Genomic DNA, 15347 nt, shown 5'->3' with positions numbered 1-15347 from the left:
CGGCGGATGTAAGAACGCCGAGGGTCGTAGGGACTCGGGATGCCGGACGAACAAGGAGGTTCGAGATGACGACCGCACGGGAAATCATGCACGCCGGAGTGGAGTGCGTCGGCGAACACGAGAACCTGCAGAACGCCGCCCGCCGGATGCGCCAGCAGAACGTGGGTGCGCTGCCGATCTGTGGCGACGACGACCGGCTGCACGGGATTCTTACCGACCGGGACATCGTGGTGAAGTGCGTGGCGGCCGGTGGCGACCCCGCGTCGATGACGGCGGGCGAACTGGCGCAGGGATCCACGTTGACGGTGAGCGCCGACGACGACATCGACAACGTCCTCCGGCTGATGGAGGAACACCACATCCGGCGCCTGCCGGTGATCGAGAACCACCGGCTTGTCGGCATGATCAGCGAGGTGGACCTCGGCCGCCATCTGAGCGAAGACCAGGTGACGCACTTCGTCGAGGTCGTCTCGGCGGCGAAGACCTGAGCGACGTCTTGGGCGGAGCATTGCCCGGAGCGTCCGGCGAAGCTTCGGGCGGGGAAGGTGCGGCCTTCGCCTCCGCCGCGCTGGCCGAGAGTCATTCCGCGGTGGTGGTGTTCGTCGGCGACCGCGCGTACAAGGTGAAGAAGCCGGTCGACCTCGGGTTCCTCGACTTCACCACGGTGCGCGCCAGGGAGGAGGCGTGCCGCCGGGAGCTGGAGCTGAACCGGCGGCTCGCACCGGACGTCTACCTCGAGGTTCGCCATCTCGTGGACGACGCGGGTGAGACCCGGGACTGGGTACTCGTCATGCGCCGGATGCCGTCCGCGCGCCGGCTGTCCACGCTGGTCGCCGCGGGTGCGGACGTACGCCACGACCTGCGCGAACTCGCCCGGCTGCTGGCGGCCTTCCACGCCCGCGCTCCGCACGGTGCGAAGGTCGCGGCCGCCGGCCGGCCCAGCGCGCTGTTGCGCAGGTGGCGGGACAACCTGGCCGGGGCCGAACCCTTCGTGGGCGAGGTTCTGGACCCCGGAACGGTGGCCGAGATCGCCCGGCTGGTGGAACGGTACGTCGGCGGACGCGGTGCGCTGCTGAACGCGCGGGCGCGGGCGGGCCTCGTCGTCGACGGGCACGGCGACCTGCTGGCCGACGACATCTTCTGCCTGCCGGACGGACCTCGGGTGCTGGACTGCCTGGAGTTCGACGACGCGCTGCGGTACGTGGACGGGGTCGACGACGCGGCGTTCCTGGCGATGGATCTGGAGCGCCTGGGCGCGCCCGACCTGGCCGAGAGCTTCCTCGGCTGGTACGGCGATTTCACCGGCGGGCTGCCGGTGGCGTCGCTGGTCCACCACTACGTGGCGTACCGGGCGTTCGTCCGGGCGAAGGTGGCCTGCCTGCGGTTTCGGCAGGGGATGGCGCCGGCTCGGGCGACGGCACGGCAGCTGGCCGGTCTGACGCTCGACCACCTCCACGCGGGAGAGGTCCGGCTGGTGCTGGTGGGCGGCCTGCCGGGTACCGGCAAGTCGACCGTCGCGGGCGCTCTGGCAGACCGGATGGGCGCGGTCGTCCTGCGTACCGACGAGATCCGCCGCGAGAAGCCGGGCGCGCGGCTGCCCACTCCCCGCGAAGAAACCGGCGGTGGCGGATACCAACGCGGCCGCTACACCCCGGCGCGGGTGCACGCCGCGTACCGGGAACTGCTCGCCCGCGCGCGCCGGTTGCTCGCCCGTGGCGATTCGGTCGTTCTCGACGCCACCTGGAGCGACGCCGCCGAACGCGACGCCGCGAGACGGCTCGCCCGGGACACCTCCAGCACGCTGGCGGAGATCCGGTGCGTGGCGCCGGCGGACGTGGGTGAGCGACGCATCCGGGAGCGGGTAGGTGACCTGTCCGAGGCGACGGTGGAGGTGGCGCGGCGGATGGGGCGTACGTACGCGCCGTGGCCTGAGGCGGTGGAGATCGACTGTGCCGGCCGCACGGAGAACGCGCTGGAGGCTGCCTGGGCCGCCGTCCGCGAGCCGACGGGGACGGAGTTGTCGGTGGGATCGCCTACGGTTTCCTCCACCGGCGACGACGTGGTGCCGGTGACGTGAGGGGAGCATCCCGCATGGCCAGTTCCGTGGCGACGAGTCCTGGGTCGGCGAGCCGACGTACGTCAGACGGCCGTGCGGCGGGTGACCGTGCGGCAGACGACCGTGCGGCGGGTGACCGTACGGCCGGCGCTCCGGCGCCGCCCGATCTGGCGGCGAGCGGCCAGCGAGGTGAGCTGGGCGAGGTGCTCGACCGGCACCGGGTCGAGCTGACCGGCTACTGCTACCGCATGCTCGGCTCGTCGTTCGAGGCCGAGGACGCCGTGCAGGAGACCATGCTCCGCGCCTGGCGCTACCACGATCGATACGACGGGCGAGCCTCCCTGCGCTCGTGGCTCTACCGCATCGCCACCAACGTGTGCCTCGACGCCCTCGAGGGACGGAAGCGACGGGCCCGGCCGATGGATCTCGGGCCGGCACAGACCGCGGACAACTTCGCCCTCGGCGAGCCGCTCCCGGACTCCGTGTGGGTGCAACCCGTGGTCGACGGGCAGGTGCTGCCGGGCTCGGGCGACCCGGCCGAGGTGGCCGTGGCTCGCGAGTCGATCCGGCTGGCGTTCGTGGCCGCGTTGCAGCACCTGCCGCCTCGCCAGCGCGCGGTGCTGATCCTGCGGGAGGTGCTGCGCTGGCGGGCGAGCGAGGTCGCCGAGCTCCTCGACACCAGCGTGGCGTCGGTCAACAGCGCCCTGCAGCGCGCTCGGGCCACCCTGGAGGAGCTCGACGTGACCTTCGCCGGCTCCGCGGCCCCGGTGCGGATGGACGACGAGGACCAGCAGAAGCTGCTCGCTCGTTACGTCGACGCCTTCGAACGCTACGACATGGACGCCCTGGTCGCCCTGTTGCACGAGGACGCCACCCTGTCCATGCCGCCGTACTCCCTGTGGGTGCACGGTCCGGCGGAGATCGTCACCTGGATGAGCGGGCCCGGGATCGGGTGCGCGGGTTCCCTGCTGGTCCCGGTCGCCGTGAACGGCTCACCGGCGTTCGGTCAGTACCGTCCGGACCCTGCCGGTGGTTATGTCGCGTTCGCCCTGCAGGTGATCGAGGTCGCCGACGGCGCGGTGACGGCCATCAACGCGTTCCTGGACACCGAGAAGATGTTCCCGTTCGCAGGCCTGCCCCTGCGCCGGGACTGACGGGCTGACGAGGCTGACGAGGCTGCCAGGGCCGCCGGGACTGACGGGGCTGACGGGCCATCGGGGCCGACGGGGCTGACGGGCCAACGGGGCCGACGGGGCCGACGGGCAGCCGTACCTGCCCCCGGCGGATCCGAGCCGGGTGACCGATGAGTTGCGGGCGGTTCCCGGGTCGAAGAGATCGTGGACGACGGGTGGGGAACACGAGGGCGCACCAGCGACCTCCGGTCGGTGCCGGACTCCGCGGCAGGCGGTGCCGGTGCGCTGGTGGTCTTCCTGGAAGGGCCGATCGGGCGGTCGGAGATTCCGGACCTGTGCGCGCGGTTCGAGGAGCTGCTGGGCGAGGGACCCGGTAGGCGGGTGATCTGTGACGTCGCCGGGCTGACCGAATGCGACGCGGTCGCGGTGGAGGCGTTGGCGCGGCTCCAGCTGACCGCACGCCGACTCGGCTGCCACCTGTGGCTACGGCATGCCGGGTGCGAGTTACGGCAACTGATCGCGCTGGTCGGGCTGGCCGACGTGGTGCCGTCGTTGCCGACGGGTATGCGCGTGGAGCCGGCCGAACGCAGGTCAGGGATCGAGGCGGGGCGGCAGCCCGAACAGCGGGAACCACCGGTCGGTGTCGAGGAAGTTGTTCAGCCCGACGATCTGGCCCCCTGAGATCTCGATGACCTGCAGGGCCCACGGCTCGTAGCCACCGTCGGCGGCGGGGCGGTACTGGCCGAAGGCGGGCGAGCCGTTGGCGACTGTCGGCAGCAGCCGCGAGCCCCGGCAGCCCGAACCCGTGCCGAGCATCCAGGCCTGGATCTCCGCGTGCCCTCGCAGCCACAGGTCGTACGGCGGCATCGACAGCGTGGCGTCGTCGCGCAACAACGAGGTCAGGGACTCCAGGTCGTACCGCTCGAACGCGTCGACGTACCGCTTGAGCAGGTCACGCTGCTCCTCGCTCAGCGGTGCGTACACGTCGGACTCGGTGACGTTGGCGGCCGCCAACGTGGCTCGAGCGCGCTGAAGGGCGCTGTTGACGGACGCGACCGTGGTGCCGAGCAGTTCGGCGACCTCGCTGGCGTGCCACTCCAGCACCTCGCGCAGGATCAGCACGGACCGCTGGCGGGGAGGCAGGTGCTGCAACGCGGACATGAACGCGAGCCGGACGGTCTCCCGGCGGGTGGCCACCTCGGCGGGGTCGGCGTCCTCGGGCACCACTCGCCCGTCGGGGATCGGCTCCAGCCAGGTCACCTCGGGCAGTGCACCCGGAAGCGGCGCGGACGCGGTCGAGGCCGCCTGGAGGTCCATCGGCCGGGCGCGGCGGTTGCGGCCGTTCAGCAGGTCGAGGCAGACGTTGGTGGCGATGCGGTAGAGCCAGGACCGGAACGCCGCTCGGCCCTCGAAACGGTCGAACGCCCGCCAGGCCCGGACCAGCGTCTCCTGCACGGCGTCCTCGGCCTCGAACCCCGAGCCGAGCATGCGGTAGCAGTAGCCGGTCAGCTCCGTCCGATGGCGCGCGAGACTCGCCTCCAACTCGGCGGCGTTACGCGGCACGTCGCGTACGTCGGTCGCGGTCACATCGGTTGCGGCCTCGGTCATCGGAACGCACTCCTGTCGATCAGCGTCGATCCCCGGCCGCGTCGATCACCCTCGACCAGAGTCGACCAGCGTCGATCAGCAGCCTCGCTCCGCGCCGACATCGGGCACGTACCCTCCGACGCGAACGTCTGGGCATCGTAACGGCCGGGTCCGACAGACTGCACCTACTCGGGCACGCTGATCGCGATACCGGGGACGAAGTGACGCTGCGCAGTCATGGAGAAAGGCGCCGGTCGCGCGCCCGCGGGAGGCCGAACGTCGCCCACGGTGCGGCGGCGCGTCCCACGCGGAGGTTCGGTCGACGTCGGCAAAGGTCCGGATCAATTGCGGAGCGCAGGTGCTGCCCGGCCTGGACTGGCCGAGTGATCGGTGAGACGTGCGGCATTGACTGCGGCGGGCATTGGTACTGTCCTTTGTCTGACGGCCGAGGATGCAGGACAAGCGAACGACAAGCCGGCGAACGCCTTGCGAGCGGACGAGCGGTTCGAGCCGACGACGAGTGAACGGAGCGCGGATGGCGACCAGCCCGGAGAGCAGTGCGGCGCCGAGTGCGGCAGCGAGTGCGGCGGTGCAGGCACTCGAGGGCGGGCTGGTGGTGTCGTGCCAGGCAGGTGCCGGACATCCGCTGGCCGACCCGGAGATCATCGCGCGGCTCGCCGCGTGTGCGGAGTTGGGCGGCGCGGTCGGCGTACGCGTCGAGTCGGCCGAGGACGTGCGCGCGGTGCGCAGCCGGATCGGGTTGCCCGTCATCGGCATCCGCAAGGTCGAGGTGGGCGCGCATCGTCCGTTCATCACACCCACGCTGGCCGACTGCGCCGCGCTCGCGGACGCGGGCGCGGACATCATCGCGCTGGAGGCGGTTCCGGACAACCGCGCCCACGCCGACGAGGCGGCCGACCTGATCCGGGTCGTTCGCGAGGAACTCGGCCGTCCGGTGATGGCCGACGTCTCGACTCTGGAGGAGGGGCTGGCGGCGTGGGCGGCCGGAGCGGATCTGGTCGGCACCACCCTGTCCGGCTACACCCTCGCCTCGGCGTCGCGCGTCGGCCCCGATCTCGGCCTGGTGGCCGACCTCGCGCGCCACGGGGTGCGCGCCGTCCTGGAGGGCCGGGTGGACCGGCCCGAGCAGGTCCGGGCGGCGTTCGAGGCGGGCGCGTGGACGGTGGTGGTGGGTACGGCGATCACCGACCCGATCTCGCTGACCCGCAGGTACGCCGCCGGCGTGCCACGCACCAGGCGCGGCGTGGAGCCGAACCGCGTACCTCGTGAGTGAGTGCAACCGCACCTGCTCACAAACAGTGTCAGCACAGACCAACCCTGGAAGGGATTCCCGTGCGCATCGCGTTGTTGCCCCTGGACGAACGACCTGTCAACGCGACCCTGCCCGCGCACATCGCGGCGATCGCCGGCGTCGAGGTCCTCACGCCGCCCGCGGAACTGCTGCCGCGGATGCGGACGCCCGGACGCGCCGACGAACTCACCGGCTGGCTGGCGGAGGTGGCCGGCGAGGCCGACGCGCTCGTGGTGTCGCTGGACATGCTGGGGTACGGCGGGCTGATCGGTTCGCGGACGACGCTGGACGCGGCGTCCGTGGTGGTGGAGCGACTGGCGGTCCTGGAACGGATCCGGCCGAGCCGGCCACGGCTGCCGATCACCGCGGTGACGACGGTGATGCGCGCGTCGCGTTCGTACAGCCCAGCCGAGGAGCCGGAGTACTGGTCCCAGCACGGTGTCGAGCTGCACGATCTGGGTGGCGCGCTGCACCGGGAGTTCCTCGGCGAGTCCCACGAACGTGAGCGGCTGACCGCGGCGGTGCCGGCCGACGTACAGGCCGACTTCTGGTTGCGGCGACTGCGCAACCACACCGTCGACCTGTTCGCCCTCGGCCTGGCCGGGCGGGGAACCTTGGACACCCTGCTGGTCACCGCCGACGACACCGCGCCGCGGGCGGCGGGCTCGCTGGAGCAGGTCTGGCTGAGGCACTGGGTGTCGGCGACCGGGCTGGACACCCGGGTGCTGATGTATCCGGGCGCGGACGAGGTGGGGTCGGTGCTCGTGGCCCGCGCTCTCGCCGACGGTCCCGCCGGCAAGGAGGGTTCGCGCGACGCGGTGGAGTTGTCCTCCGCCGAGGACGGGCAGTCGGGACAGGCCGGGCAGGCTGCACAGGAGGAGCCAGTGCGGGAGGAGGCGGCGCAGGAAGAGCCCGTGCACGACGAGGCGGTGCGGATCGCGATCGAGATCTGCGAGGAGGGCGGCGCGGACCGGATCGCGCCGTACGAGAACGTGCCCGTCGCCGCCGGCGTCGCCCGGCAGATCTCCGCCGCCGGTGCCGAGGTGGTGCCGGGTGGTGGCCGGCTGGGTGGTGCGCCGGATGGAGGCGAGCCGAGCGGGACGGTGCCGGGCGGGGCGGAATCCGGGGAGCGGGCCGTTGCGGACGCGGTGATCGTGGTGCACGCGCCGGACCCGCACCGCGGCGACCGGACACGTGCCGGCGAGGCCACCGACCGGAAGGTCGTGCAGGCCGTGGTGGACCGGGTGGCCGAACTGGTGGAGGCCGGCCGCAGCGTCGGCGTGGCCGACGTCCGGTACGTCAACGGGGCCGACCCCGGGCTGGTCCGCGCGCTCGCCGAGCGCGGCGTACTGGACCGGATCACGGCGTACGGCGGCTGGAACACCGCCGGCAACACGGTCGGGTCGGTGGTGGCCGCGCTGGTCGCGCACGTCGTCGGGCACCGGCGCGGCGGCGTCGACGAGACCGCGCAGAGCCGGCTGCGGTGGCACCGGATCGTGGAGGACTACGCGTACCAGGCGGTGGTACGCGGCGAGCTGGCGCAGGAGCAGCCGTACGGTGACCACATGTCCGTCCCATTCGCCGACCCTGCCGACGTCGAGAGCTACCTGGAACGCTGCGCGAAGCGGCTGCCGGAGGTGGCCGAGGAGCTGGGTGGGGCCGACGCGCGCCGCTGGCTGATCAGTGCGCCGCGGCTGCCGTGGGGGCGGACCTTCGAGATCGACTTCGACCTGGTGCCCCGTGCATGAACGGGGGAGAGGCGGCGTGAGGATCGCGGCGGTCGACGGCGGGCAGACCGGTCTGCGACTGCGGGTGGTGGGGCCTGACGGGAGTACGGCGACGGCGACGGCCGGCGGGTTCGACTACGACGCGGGCGACCCGGCGGCGACCGTACTCGCGCTGGTGAAGCAGGCCTGGGACCGGCTGCCCGCGGACCAGCGCAGGCCGGTGGACCGGATCGGCATGGGCCTGACCGGTGACCACCGGCCCGAGGAGGTACGCCGGATCGAGGCGGGGGTCGCGGACCTGCTGGGCGCGGCCGGGACGCGCGCCGGAAGACGAGTGGAGGTACGAGTCGCCCACGACGCGGTGACGGCGCACCTCGGCGCGCTGGGCGGGGCACCCGGCGTGGTCGTGGTCGCGGGTACCGGCGTGGTGGCGCTGGCGAGGACGGGTGACGGCGGGGGCGCGGCGGCCACCGCGCGGGTCGACGGCTGGGGCCACCTGCTCGGGGACGAGGGCGGCGGTTTCGCGGTGGGCCGGCACGGGCTGCGGGCCGCACTCGCCGCGTACGACGGCAGGGGGCCGCGGACCGCGCTGGTCGCCGCGGCAACGGAGCGGTTCGGTCCGCTGGACGGGTTGCCGCGCCGGCTCTACGGGACCGGCGGGACGGTGGCCGACGTGGCGGGGTTCAGCCGGCAGGTCGCCGAGGCCGCCCGCTCTGGTGACCCGGTGGCGGTCGGGATCTGGCGCGACGGCGTGGCCGCGCTGGTGGGTACGACCCGCGCCGCGGTGGACTGCTACCTGGAGTTGACCGCGACGTCCCCCGACGGAGCGGGAGCGGACGTAGCCGTGTCCTGGGCGGGTGGGCTGATGGGCGTCGCCGACCTGGTACGGGAGCCGTGGCGCCGGCGGGTGCAGGCCGAGATTCCGCGGGCCCGCGTGGTCGACCCCGTGGGCGAGGGTCTGGACGGTGCCGTGCTGCTCGCCGTGAACGGCTGAGCCCCGCGCAGGTCTACTGTCGGCGGAGCGTCTGTTCCAGGCTGTAGCGGTCGCCGCGGTACAGCGACCGGGCGAGCTCGACCGCCCGCCCGCGTACGTCGTAGGTCACCCGCTCCACCAGCAGGGCGGGGGTCAGCGCGGGTACCTCCAGCAGCGCGGCCTGCTCGCGGTCGACGACGGTGGCGCGTACCTCCTGCTCGGCCCGGTCGAGGGTGATCCGGTAGCGGCTGAGCAGCGTCTCGTACAGCGAACCCTCCACCGGCGAGTCCAGCAGGTCCGGAACCAGCCCGGCCACCAGCCAGACGTCCTCCAGGCACATCGGCACCGAGTTGGCCAGCCGGAGCCGGACCAGGTGGACGAGTGGTTCGCCCGGGCTCACGCCGAGGCGCCAGCCCTCCCGGGCGCCGGCGACGGTCTGCTCGGCGCTCAGCAGCTGTGCCCCCGGCGTGAGGCCGCGGGTGCGCATGTCGTCGCTGAACGAGGACAGGAGTTCGCGCTTGCGGATGGCGGGCTCGGCGACGTAGGTGCCCGAACCCTGGATGCGGTAGACCACGCCCTCGCCGACGAGCTGTTCGACGGCCCGGCGTACGGTCAGCCGGCTCACGCCGAGGTCGGCGCACAGCTGGCGCTCGGTGGGCAGCCGCTCGTGCGGCTCGAGCCGGTCGCGGATCAGGTCGAGCAGGTGCGCGCGGACCGTGGCGTACTTGGCGACCGTACCGCCGCCGGGCTCCGCATCCGCCACACCGATCGCCTCCCTGCCGCGTTGGTTCGCCTGCAGGGAAACCTTAGGGGGCGGCGCGCCGACCTAGGAGGAAGGCTGCGGCAGCTCGCACTTCACCTTCGGGTTGGCGCCCGCGTAGTTGAGCGGCCCGGCCACCACGGTCACCGCGATGGTGCCGGCCTTGGCGCAGTTCTGCTCGCCCCCGCCGAAGTAGCCCCGCTGGGCGACTGCGACGACGCCGATGAGCAGCCAGATGGCGATGATGACCCCGACGATCCTCATGTGCTGTACTCCCACTCCAGGGCGGGCCCAGGGCCCGCGACGCCGACGAGGGGTCGATGATCGCACGTCGCGAGCCCCACCGCTGAACGTCTGGCGTGCACGGAAACGGGAGAGTTCGGCCGGGGCAGCCGGATCGGGTCGTGATCAGTCGGTGGGGTCGAGGAACTTCGACATCCATACGTCGTCGACGTACTGGCCCTCGATCAGGAACGCCGCCCGCAGGGTGCCCTCGACCACGAACCCGTGCCGCTCGTACAGCCGTCGCGCGGTCGTGTTGGTGCCGAACACCCGCAAGCTGAGCTTGCGCGCGCCGCGGCCGCGGGCGTACTCCTGCGCGGCGATCAGGAGTGCGGACCCCACTCCCTGCCCCCGCACTGCCGGCGCGACCGCGAACCCGTAGATCCCCAGGACGTGCGCACCTTCGGGAAACGGCACCATCGGGGTGATCCGGACGTATCCGGCCAGCGTGCCGTTCGACACCGCCACCAAGTGCAGGTCGGGGGTGTTGTGGTCGTCGAAGAACGACGTGCGGGTTTCGCCCTGCAGGGAGGGGAAACCCGAAGTCGAGGTCCAGGACGCGCCGTCGATGGCGAGCAGGGCGGCGTCGTCCTCGGCGCGTGCCGGGCGGACGGTGAGGCGGGTGAGGTCGTGCTGCACCGTGCCAGTCTGCCGTGCCGCGTCGCTCATGATGCCTCCGGAGTGGATACCGACTTCGTACCGACCAACGCCACCAGGCGAACCGCGATCAGGGCCAGGCCGCTGACCGCCGCCACCCCGAGAAACACGTGCACCGTCGCCATCGCCCAGAACAGCTGCTCCCGGGTGAACACGCGCCCGGCGAACGTGCCCACCAGCCAGGGCAGTCCGGCCAGCAGCACGGTCGGGACCAGCAGCCAGACCATGCCGGGGACGACCCGCCACGTGGAACGCGTCCGGCGGCGCCGCGCCCAGGCCCGGGCGCGCAGGAGCTCCCAGCAGCGGACCAGCAGGATGAGCACGGTGAGTGCCACCAGGACGTACTCGACCAGCCGCGTCGGTGGCTGCACCGCCGCCGGCTCCCGGCCCTCCAGTTGGGCGAGCACGCCCTCGGTGATCGCGTGGTAGGGCACGAGCCCGTTGGAGGTGTTGAACATCAGCGCCACGCCGTAGCCGTTACCGGGGACCAGTGCCTGCTCGGCGTAGTAGGTCGACAGGACGCCGTTGTGGGTGAGCTGGGGCTGTCCGACCTCGGGCCGCTCGACCGTCCAGCCCATCGCGTACGAGGTGTCGTGGCCGTCCGGGCCGTTAGGGCCGTTGGGTCCGGTCGGCGGCGTGTGCTCGGTGGCCAGGCCGTTCGCGGAGACGATCTGCCGTCCGGCGTACCGCCCCTTCGAGTTCTGCATCGCCAGCCAGTGGCCGAGGTCGGCGGCGGTGGACATCACCGCGCCGTCTCCGCCGAGAAAGCCGTCGGGCTCGGGCCGCGCGACCGGGCGGGTGAGGACGAGGGCGTAGCCGCGGGACAGTCGCGGCGCGGTCGACGGGATCAGTTTGGTGTACGCGAGCAGGGTGTCGTTCATCCGCAGGGGTGCGAAGACCTTCTCCCGCAGATAGGTCGCGAACGGCTTCCCGCTCACCACCTCGACCACCCTGGCCGCGACGTCGTAGTTGGGGTTGAAGTACTGGAACCGCGTGCCCGGCGCGCTGACCAGCTTCGCCGTGTGCAGGCTGGTGACCCGATCGGCCAGGCTGTGCGGCGCGGGCAGCTTCTGCTCGGGGAAGCCCCGGTCGCTCAGGCCGCTGGTGTGGTTGAGGAGCTGGCGGACGGTGATCCGGTTGCCGCGGGGGTCGTCGACGGCGAAGTCGGGGACGTACGTGCGGACCGGCTCGTCCAGCCGGACCCGGCCCGCGTCGACCAGCTGCAGGACTGCCGTCGCGGTGAACGACTTGCTCACCGAGCCGAGCCGGAACTGCGTGCGCGGGCTCACCGGCGTACCGGCCGAGGTGTGGCCGAAGCCGCGTACGTGCACGACCTCTGCTCCGTGGGTGACGACCAGGGCGGCGCCGGGGACGACCTGCGCGGCGAGTTGGTCGCTCACGAACCGGTCGATCGCGGCGAAGTCGGGCGCGGACGCGGCGGGTGGCGCGGACGCGGCGGACGCGGGCCGGGAGGTGGCCCCGGCGACGACGACCAGGGCGGCGAGCGTGAGCAGCGCGGCGAGGATCGCGAGGGCCGCGAACACGAGCACCGCACGGGTGCCTGTGGTTCGCCGCATCGGCCGCACCTCCCCTTGCCGAGACCGTTGCGAGAGCTTTGCCGGGACAATTGCCGATCCCGTTACCGATCTTGTTGCCGATCCCGTTGCCGGGACCAATCACCTGACCGAGCCGGACCTGCCGGACGAACGCCGATCCTATGCGCGCTGTTTCTCCCGAGCCCGAAATTTCGTGACCTTCCGCCCCGGGGGCCAGTCATGATCACTCGCGGGGGTTACGGCGGAGCGTGACTGCGCCATAGTGGACAGCGATGGGGGCGCTACCGAAGTGGCGGCAGCGGCGGACCGGGCGACTGGCCCGGCATCCGCTGTTCGCCCGGGTGTACGCGCGGCTGGCGCCGGCGATGGACCTCGCCGGACTGGCGGGGCGTCGCCGTCGGCTGCTCGCCGGGCTGACCGGACGGGTGGTCGAGATCGGCTCCGGCAGCGGCCTGAACTTCGCCCACTACCCGGCCGGCGTCGCCGGGGTGCTCGCGGTCGAACCCGAGCCGAGCCTGCTCCGGTACGCCGTCCGCAACGCCGCCCACGCGCCGGTGCCGGTGGCGCTGGTGGACGGCACCGCCGAGCACGTTCCGGGCGCGGACGGGGCCTTCGACGCCGCGGTCGTCTGCCTGGTGTTGTGTTCCGTACCCGACCAGCGGGCCGCGCTGGCGGAGCTGCACCGGGTGATCCGCCCGGGCGGCCAGCTCCGCTTCCTCGAACACGTCCGGGCCGACCACCGTGCGCTGCGTGGCCTGCAGCGTGTCCTCGACCTGACGGTGTGGCCCGCGCTGGTCGGCGGCTGCCACCTGTCCCGCGACACCCTCACCGGCATCGAGTCGGCCGGGTTCGCCGTGAACCACCTGGAGCGGTTCCGGTTTCCCGACGGGCCGCTGCCCTCTCCCTCCAGCCCGCACATCCTCGGCACCGCCACCCGAACCGGAGGACCGCGATGACTCCCACGACGCCGACGACGCCGACCACCCCGGCGACCCCGACGACGCCCGACGTGCGCAAGGTGACCACTCCGGCCGGGGACCCGGCCTGGCTGGTCACCGGCTACGACACGGTGAAGCGGCTGCTCGCCGACCCGCGCCTCGGCCGTTCCCACCCCGAGCCGGAGCGGGCGGCCCGCTTCTCCGACGCGCAGGTCCTCGGTCCCGAGCAGGCCCGGCCGACCGAGGTGGCCGAGCACCGGCAGATGCGCCGGCTGCTGGCGAAGTCGTTCTCGGCCCGCCGGCTGGCGCTGCTCCGGCCGCGGGTGGAGGCCGTGGTGGCCGAACTCCTCGACGACCTCGCCGCCCGGCCGCAGCCGGCCGACTTCCACGACGCGATCTCGTTCCCCCTTCCGGCGCTGGTGATCTGCGAGCTGCTCGGCGTTCCGTACGCGGACCGGGAGGACTTCCGGCGCTGGTCCGACGACGTCGGCGACATGACCGACGGACAGCGGTCCGCGGCCGCGATGGGCGCCCTGCACGCGTACATGCGCGAGCTGGTCGAACGCCGCCGGGCCGAACCCGCCGAGGACGTCATCACCGACCTGGTGACCGCGCAGGTGGACGGGCGGCCGGCGTACGACACCGACAGCGCGGCGCAGCTCGGCGCCGGCCTGCTCTTCGCCGGCCACGAGACGACGGTCACCGCGATCGACTCCGGCGTCGTCCTGATGCTCGCCCACCCCGAGCAGATCGCCGAACTGAAACGCGGACCGGAGGCGGTGTCCCGGGTGGTGGAGGAGATCCTGCGGTTCGGGCTGCCCAACCCCGGCGCGGAGCAGGAGGGTGCGGCCGGCCTGCCGCGGTACGCCAACGCCGACATCGAGGTGGGTGACGTCACGATCGCGGCGGGGGACCTGGTGGTGCTGGACCTGCGCGACGCCAACCAGGACGTCGAGCGGTTCCCCGAGCCGGCGGACTTCGACGTACGCCGGACCGACAACCCGCACGTGACGTTCGGCCACGGACCGCGGTTCTGCGTGGGCGCGCCGCTGGCCCGGATCGAGCTGACGGCGCTGTTCGAGACGCTGTTCACGCGGTTCCCGGAGCTGCGGCTGGCCGTACCGCCGGATCAGTTGCGTCCGCGCAGCCACCTGCTCACCGGCGGGTGGGCGGAACTCCCGGTCCGCTGGTGACAGATGGCGCCGGTGACCCAAATGAGAGGTTAAGTACCTCAGCGTGAGGCAAGACAGGAGGGAGAGCGTCCACGGGGGAGAGGGGCGAGGGGTGAGCGAAGAGATCCCCGCGTTGCGGCGGGGCCCACGCGGGCTGAAGCGCGTCGGCGGTACGTGGGGAGAGGTCCTCGCCGAGTTCCTGGGCACCTTCATCCTCATCATGTTCGGCGACGGCGCGGTCGCGACGGCGGTCGCCGGTCTGCCCGGGTCGGGGCGTACGGCCACGTCCGTGACGTCGTTCGTCGGCGTCGGCGACTGGCTGCTGGTCGTCTTCGGCTGGGCCTTCGCGGTGATGTTCGCGGTGTACGTCGCGGGCGGGATCAGCGGCGCGCACATCAACCCCGCGGTGACCCTGGCATTCGCCGTGCGGAGGCAGTTCCCGTGGAACAAGGTGGGCCCCTACATCGGGGCGCAGGTGGCGGGGGCGTTCGTCGGGGCCGCGGTGGTGTACGCGGTGTACCAGTCGGCGATCAACTCCTACAACGCGGCGGCCCACACGCCGAAGAGCTCCGGCCACGCGCTGCCGACGTTCTCCATCTTCGCCACCTTCCCCGCGCCGTACTTCCACGGCAGCTGGGTCGGACCGCTCGTCGACCAGATAGTCGGCACCGCCCTGCTCCTGCTGCTGATCGTGGCGGTCATCGACAAGCGCAACATGGCCCCCGCGGGCAACATGGGGCCGCTGGTCACCGGCCTGGTGGTGGGCGCGATCGGCCTGTCGTTCGGTGTGAACGCGGGGTACGCCATCAACCCGGCGCGCGACTTCGGGCCGCGCGTCCTCGCCTGGATCGCCGGCTGGGGTGAGGTGGCCTTGCCCGGCTCGGTACCCGGGGCGTTCAGCTGGTACTTCTGGATACCGATCGTCGGGCCGTTCGTCGGCGGTGTGATCGGCGTGTTCGTGTACGACTACTTCATCGGCGACGTACTGGCGGCGCGGCGGGCGCAGGCGGAGGCGCCGCCGGCCGGGCGGGCCGGTGAGGGCGCGGCCGAAGAAGGCGGGTTCGGCGACGGCGGGTTCGGCGAGGAGCGCGGCCGCACCGACCGGGGGCCGTCCGACGAGGGGCCTCGAGGTCCCCGCGGTGAGGGCCCCTAGCGCGTGCGATCACAGGTCTGGTCCGGTCGGGGTGGGCCGGT

The 15347-nt window shown here is 72.6% G+C and carries 15 protein-coding genes; 10 read left to right on the top strand and 5 right to left on the bottom strand.

Annotated elements, in window-relative coordinates; genetic code table 11:
* Window positions 1-65: 65 nt before the first annotated feature.
* The 4 genes from ABZV93_RS20530 to ABZV93_RS20515 all read left to right on the top strand — a co-directional run bounded on the left by ABZV93_RS20530 (window position 66) and on the right by ABZV93_RS20515 (window position 3870).
* Window positions 66-488, top strand: a complete 423-nt coding sequence (locus ABZV93_RS20530) for a CBS domain-containing protein (protein WP_354938467.1) — start codon at window positions 66-68, stop codon at window positions 486-488.
* A gap of 20 nt (window positions 489-508) precedes the next feature.
* Entirely contained in the window at window positions 509-2077 is a 1569-nt protein-coding gene (locus ABZV93_RS20525; protein WP_354938464.1) for an AAA family ATPase, read from the top strand.
* A 14-nt stretch (window positions 2078-2091) separates the two neighbouring features.
* Entirely contained in the window at window positions 2092-3210 is a 1119-nt protein-coding gene (locus ABZV93_RS20520) for a sigma-70 family RNA polymerase sigma factor (protein ID WP_354938461.1), read from the top strand.
* Between the two features lie 231 nt (window positions 3211-3441).
* Window positions 3442-3870, top strand: a complete 429-nt coding sequence (locus ABZV93_RS20515; protein WP_354938458.1) for an STAS domain-containing protein — start codon at window positions 3442-3444, stop codon at window positions 3868-3870.
* On the opposite strand, the gene ABZV93_RS20510 is transcribed toward ABZV93_RS20515, so the two are convergent.
* Window positions 3781-4797 carry a sigma-70 family RNA polymerase sigma factor gene (locus ABZV93_RS20510; RefSeq protein WP_354938455.1) on the bottom strand — a complete coding sequence of 339 codons (1017 nt, stop codon included), beginning with the start codon at window positions 4795-4797 and terminating at the stop codon, window positions 3781-3783. The genes ABZV93_RS20515 and ABZV93_RS20510 overlap by 90 nt on opposite strands.
* 514 nt (window positions 4798-5311) lie before the next feature.
* On the opposite strand from ABZV93_RS20510, the gene ABZV93_RS20505 reads away from it, so the two are divergent.
* Genes ABZV93_RS20505 through ABZV93_RS20495 form a run of 3 tightly spaced genes read left to right on the top strand, consistent with a single transcriptional unit; the run spans window position 5312 to window position 8809 of the window.
* Window positions 5312-6070, top strand: coding sequence for a putative N-acetylmannosamine-6-phosphate 2-epimerase (locus ABZV93_RS20505; RefSeq protein WP_354938452.1), 759 nt, complete (start codon window positions 5312-5314; stop codon window positions 6068-6070).
* Between the two features lie 59 nt (window positions 6071-6129).
* Window positions 6130-7836: a DUF4127 family protein gene (locus tag ABZV93_RS20500; protein ID WP_354938449.1), complete on the top strand. Its 1707-nt coding sequence runs from the start codon at window positions 6130-6132 to the stop codon at window positions 7834-7836.
* A 16-nt stretch (window positions 7837-7852) separates the two neighbouring features.
* On the top strand, window positions 7853-8809 hold the full coding sequence (locus ABZV93_RS20495) for a BadF/BadG/BcrA/BcrD ATPase family protein (RefSeq protein ID WP_354938446.1): 957 nt from the start codon (window positions 7853-7855) through the stop codon (window positions 8807-8809).
* Between the two features lie 13 nt (window positions 8810-8822).
* On the opposite strand, the gene ABZV93_RS20490 is transcribed toward ABZV93_RS20495, so the two are convergent.
* From ABZV93_RS20490 to ABZV93_RS20475, 4 genes are all read right to left on the bottom strand, one after another.
* Window positions 8823-9551: a GntR family transcriptional regulator gene (locus ABZV93_RS20490; protein ID WP_354938443.1), complete on the bottom strand. Its 729-nt coding sequence runs from the start codon at window positions 9549-9551 to the stop codon at window positions 8823-8825.
* Window positions 9552-9614: 63 nt separating this feature from the next.
* Window positions 9615-9812, bottom strand: coding sequence for a hypothetical protein (locus ABZV93_RS20485; RefSeq protein ID WP_354938440.1), 198 nt, complete (start codon window positions 9810-9812; stop codon window positions 9615-9617).
* Window positions 9813-9956: 144 nt separating this feature from the next.
* Window positions 9957-10499, bottom strand: coding sequence for a GNAT family N-acetyltransferase (locus ABZV93_RS20480; protein ID WP_354938437.1), 543 nt, complete (start codon window positions 10497-10499; stop codon window positions 9957-9959).
* Complete coding sequence (locus ABZV93_RS20475; RefSeq protein WP_354938434.1) at window positions 10496-12064, bottom strand: serine hydrolase domain-containing protein; 1569 nt, start codon at window positions 12062-12064, stop codon at window positions 10496-10498. Before ABZV93_RS20475 ends, ABZV93_RS20480 begins: the two co-directional genes overlap by 4 nt.
* A 251-nt stretch (window positions 12065-12315) precedes the next feature.
* Between ABZV93_RS20475 and ABZV93_RS20470 the strand changes: the two genes are divergently transcribed.
* The 3 genes from ABZV93_RS20470 to ABZV93_RS20460 all read left to right on the top strand — a co-directional run bounded on the left by ABZV93_RS20470 (window position 12316) and on the right by ABZV93_RS20460 (window position 15306).
* Window positions 12316-12999, top strand: a complete 684-nt coding sequence (locus ABZV93_RS20470; protein ID WP_354938431.1) for a class I SAM-dependent methyltransferase — start codon at window positions 12316-12318, stop codon at window positions 12997-12999.
* Window positions 12996-14174: a cytochrome P450 gene (locus ABZV93_RS20465; RefSeq protein WP_354938428.1), complete on the top strand. Its 1179-nt coding sequence runs from the start codon at window positions 12996-12998 to the stop codon at window positions 14172-14174. The genes ABZV93_RS20470 and ABZV93_RS20465 overlap by 4 nt, the downstream gene beginning before the upstream one ends.
* Before the next feature lie 91 nt (window positions 14175-14265).
* Window positions 14266-15306 (top strand): MIP family channel protein, encoded by a 1041-nt coding sequence (locus tag ABZV93_RS20460; protein WP_354938425.1) that lies wholly within the window; start codon window positions 14266-14268, stop codon window positions 15304-15306.
* Window positions 15307-15347 lie beyond the last annotated feature (41 nt).

This window comes from Actinopolymorpha sp. NPDC004070 (assembly GCF_040610475.1).
Taxonomy (GTDB): Bacteria; Actinomycetota; Actinomycetes; order Propionibacteriales; family Actinopolymorphaceae; genus Actinopolymorpha.
The sequence above is the reverse complement of the archived record's forward strand: the minus strand, read 5'-3'. Positions and strand labels throughout refer to the sequence as shown.

Bases quoted from the DNA above. Each gene is read 5' to 3' on its own strand.
- ABZV93_RS20520 (WP_354938461.1), top strand. From the start codon at position 2,092: ATGGCCAGTTCCGTGGCGACGAGTCCTGGGTCGGCGAGCCGACGTACG.
- ABZV93_RS20485 (WP_354938440.1), bottom strand. From the start codon at position 9,812: ATGAGGATCGTCGGGGTCATCATCGCCATCTGGCTGCTCATCGGCGTC.
- ABZV93_RS20475 (WP_354938434.1), bottom strand. From the start codon at position 12,064: ATGCGGCGAACCACAGGCACCCGTGCGGTGCTCGTGTTCGCGGCCCTC.
- ABZV93_RS20510 (WP_354938455.1), bottom strand. From the start codon at position 4,797: ATGACCGAGGCCGCAACCGATGTGACCGCGACCGACGTACGCGACGTG.
- ABZV93_RS20480 (WP_354938437.1), bottom strand. From the start codon at position 10,499: ATGAGCGACGCGGCACGGCAGACTGGCACGGTGCAGCACGACCTCACC.
- ABZV93_RS20470 (WP_354938431.1), top strand. From the start codon at position 12,316: ATGGGGGCGCTACCGAAGTGGCGGCAGCGGCGGACCGGGCGACTGGCC.
- ABZV93_RS20465 (WP_354938428.1), top strand. From the start codon at position 12,996: ATGACTCCCACGACGCCGACGACGCCGACCACCCCGGCGACCCCGACG.
- ABZV93_RS20530 (WP_354938467.1), top strand. From the start codon at position 66: ATGACGACCGCACGGGAAATCATGCACGCCGGAGTGGAGTGCGTCGGC.
- ABZV93_RS20505 (WP_354938452.1), top strand. From the start codon at position 5,312: ATGGCGACCAGCCCGGAGAGCAGTGCGGCGCCGAGTGCGGCAGCGAGT.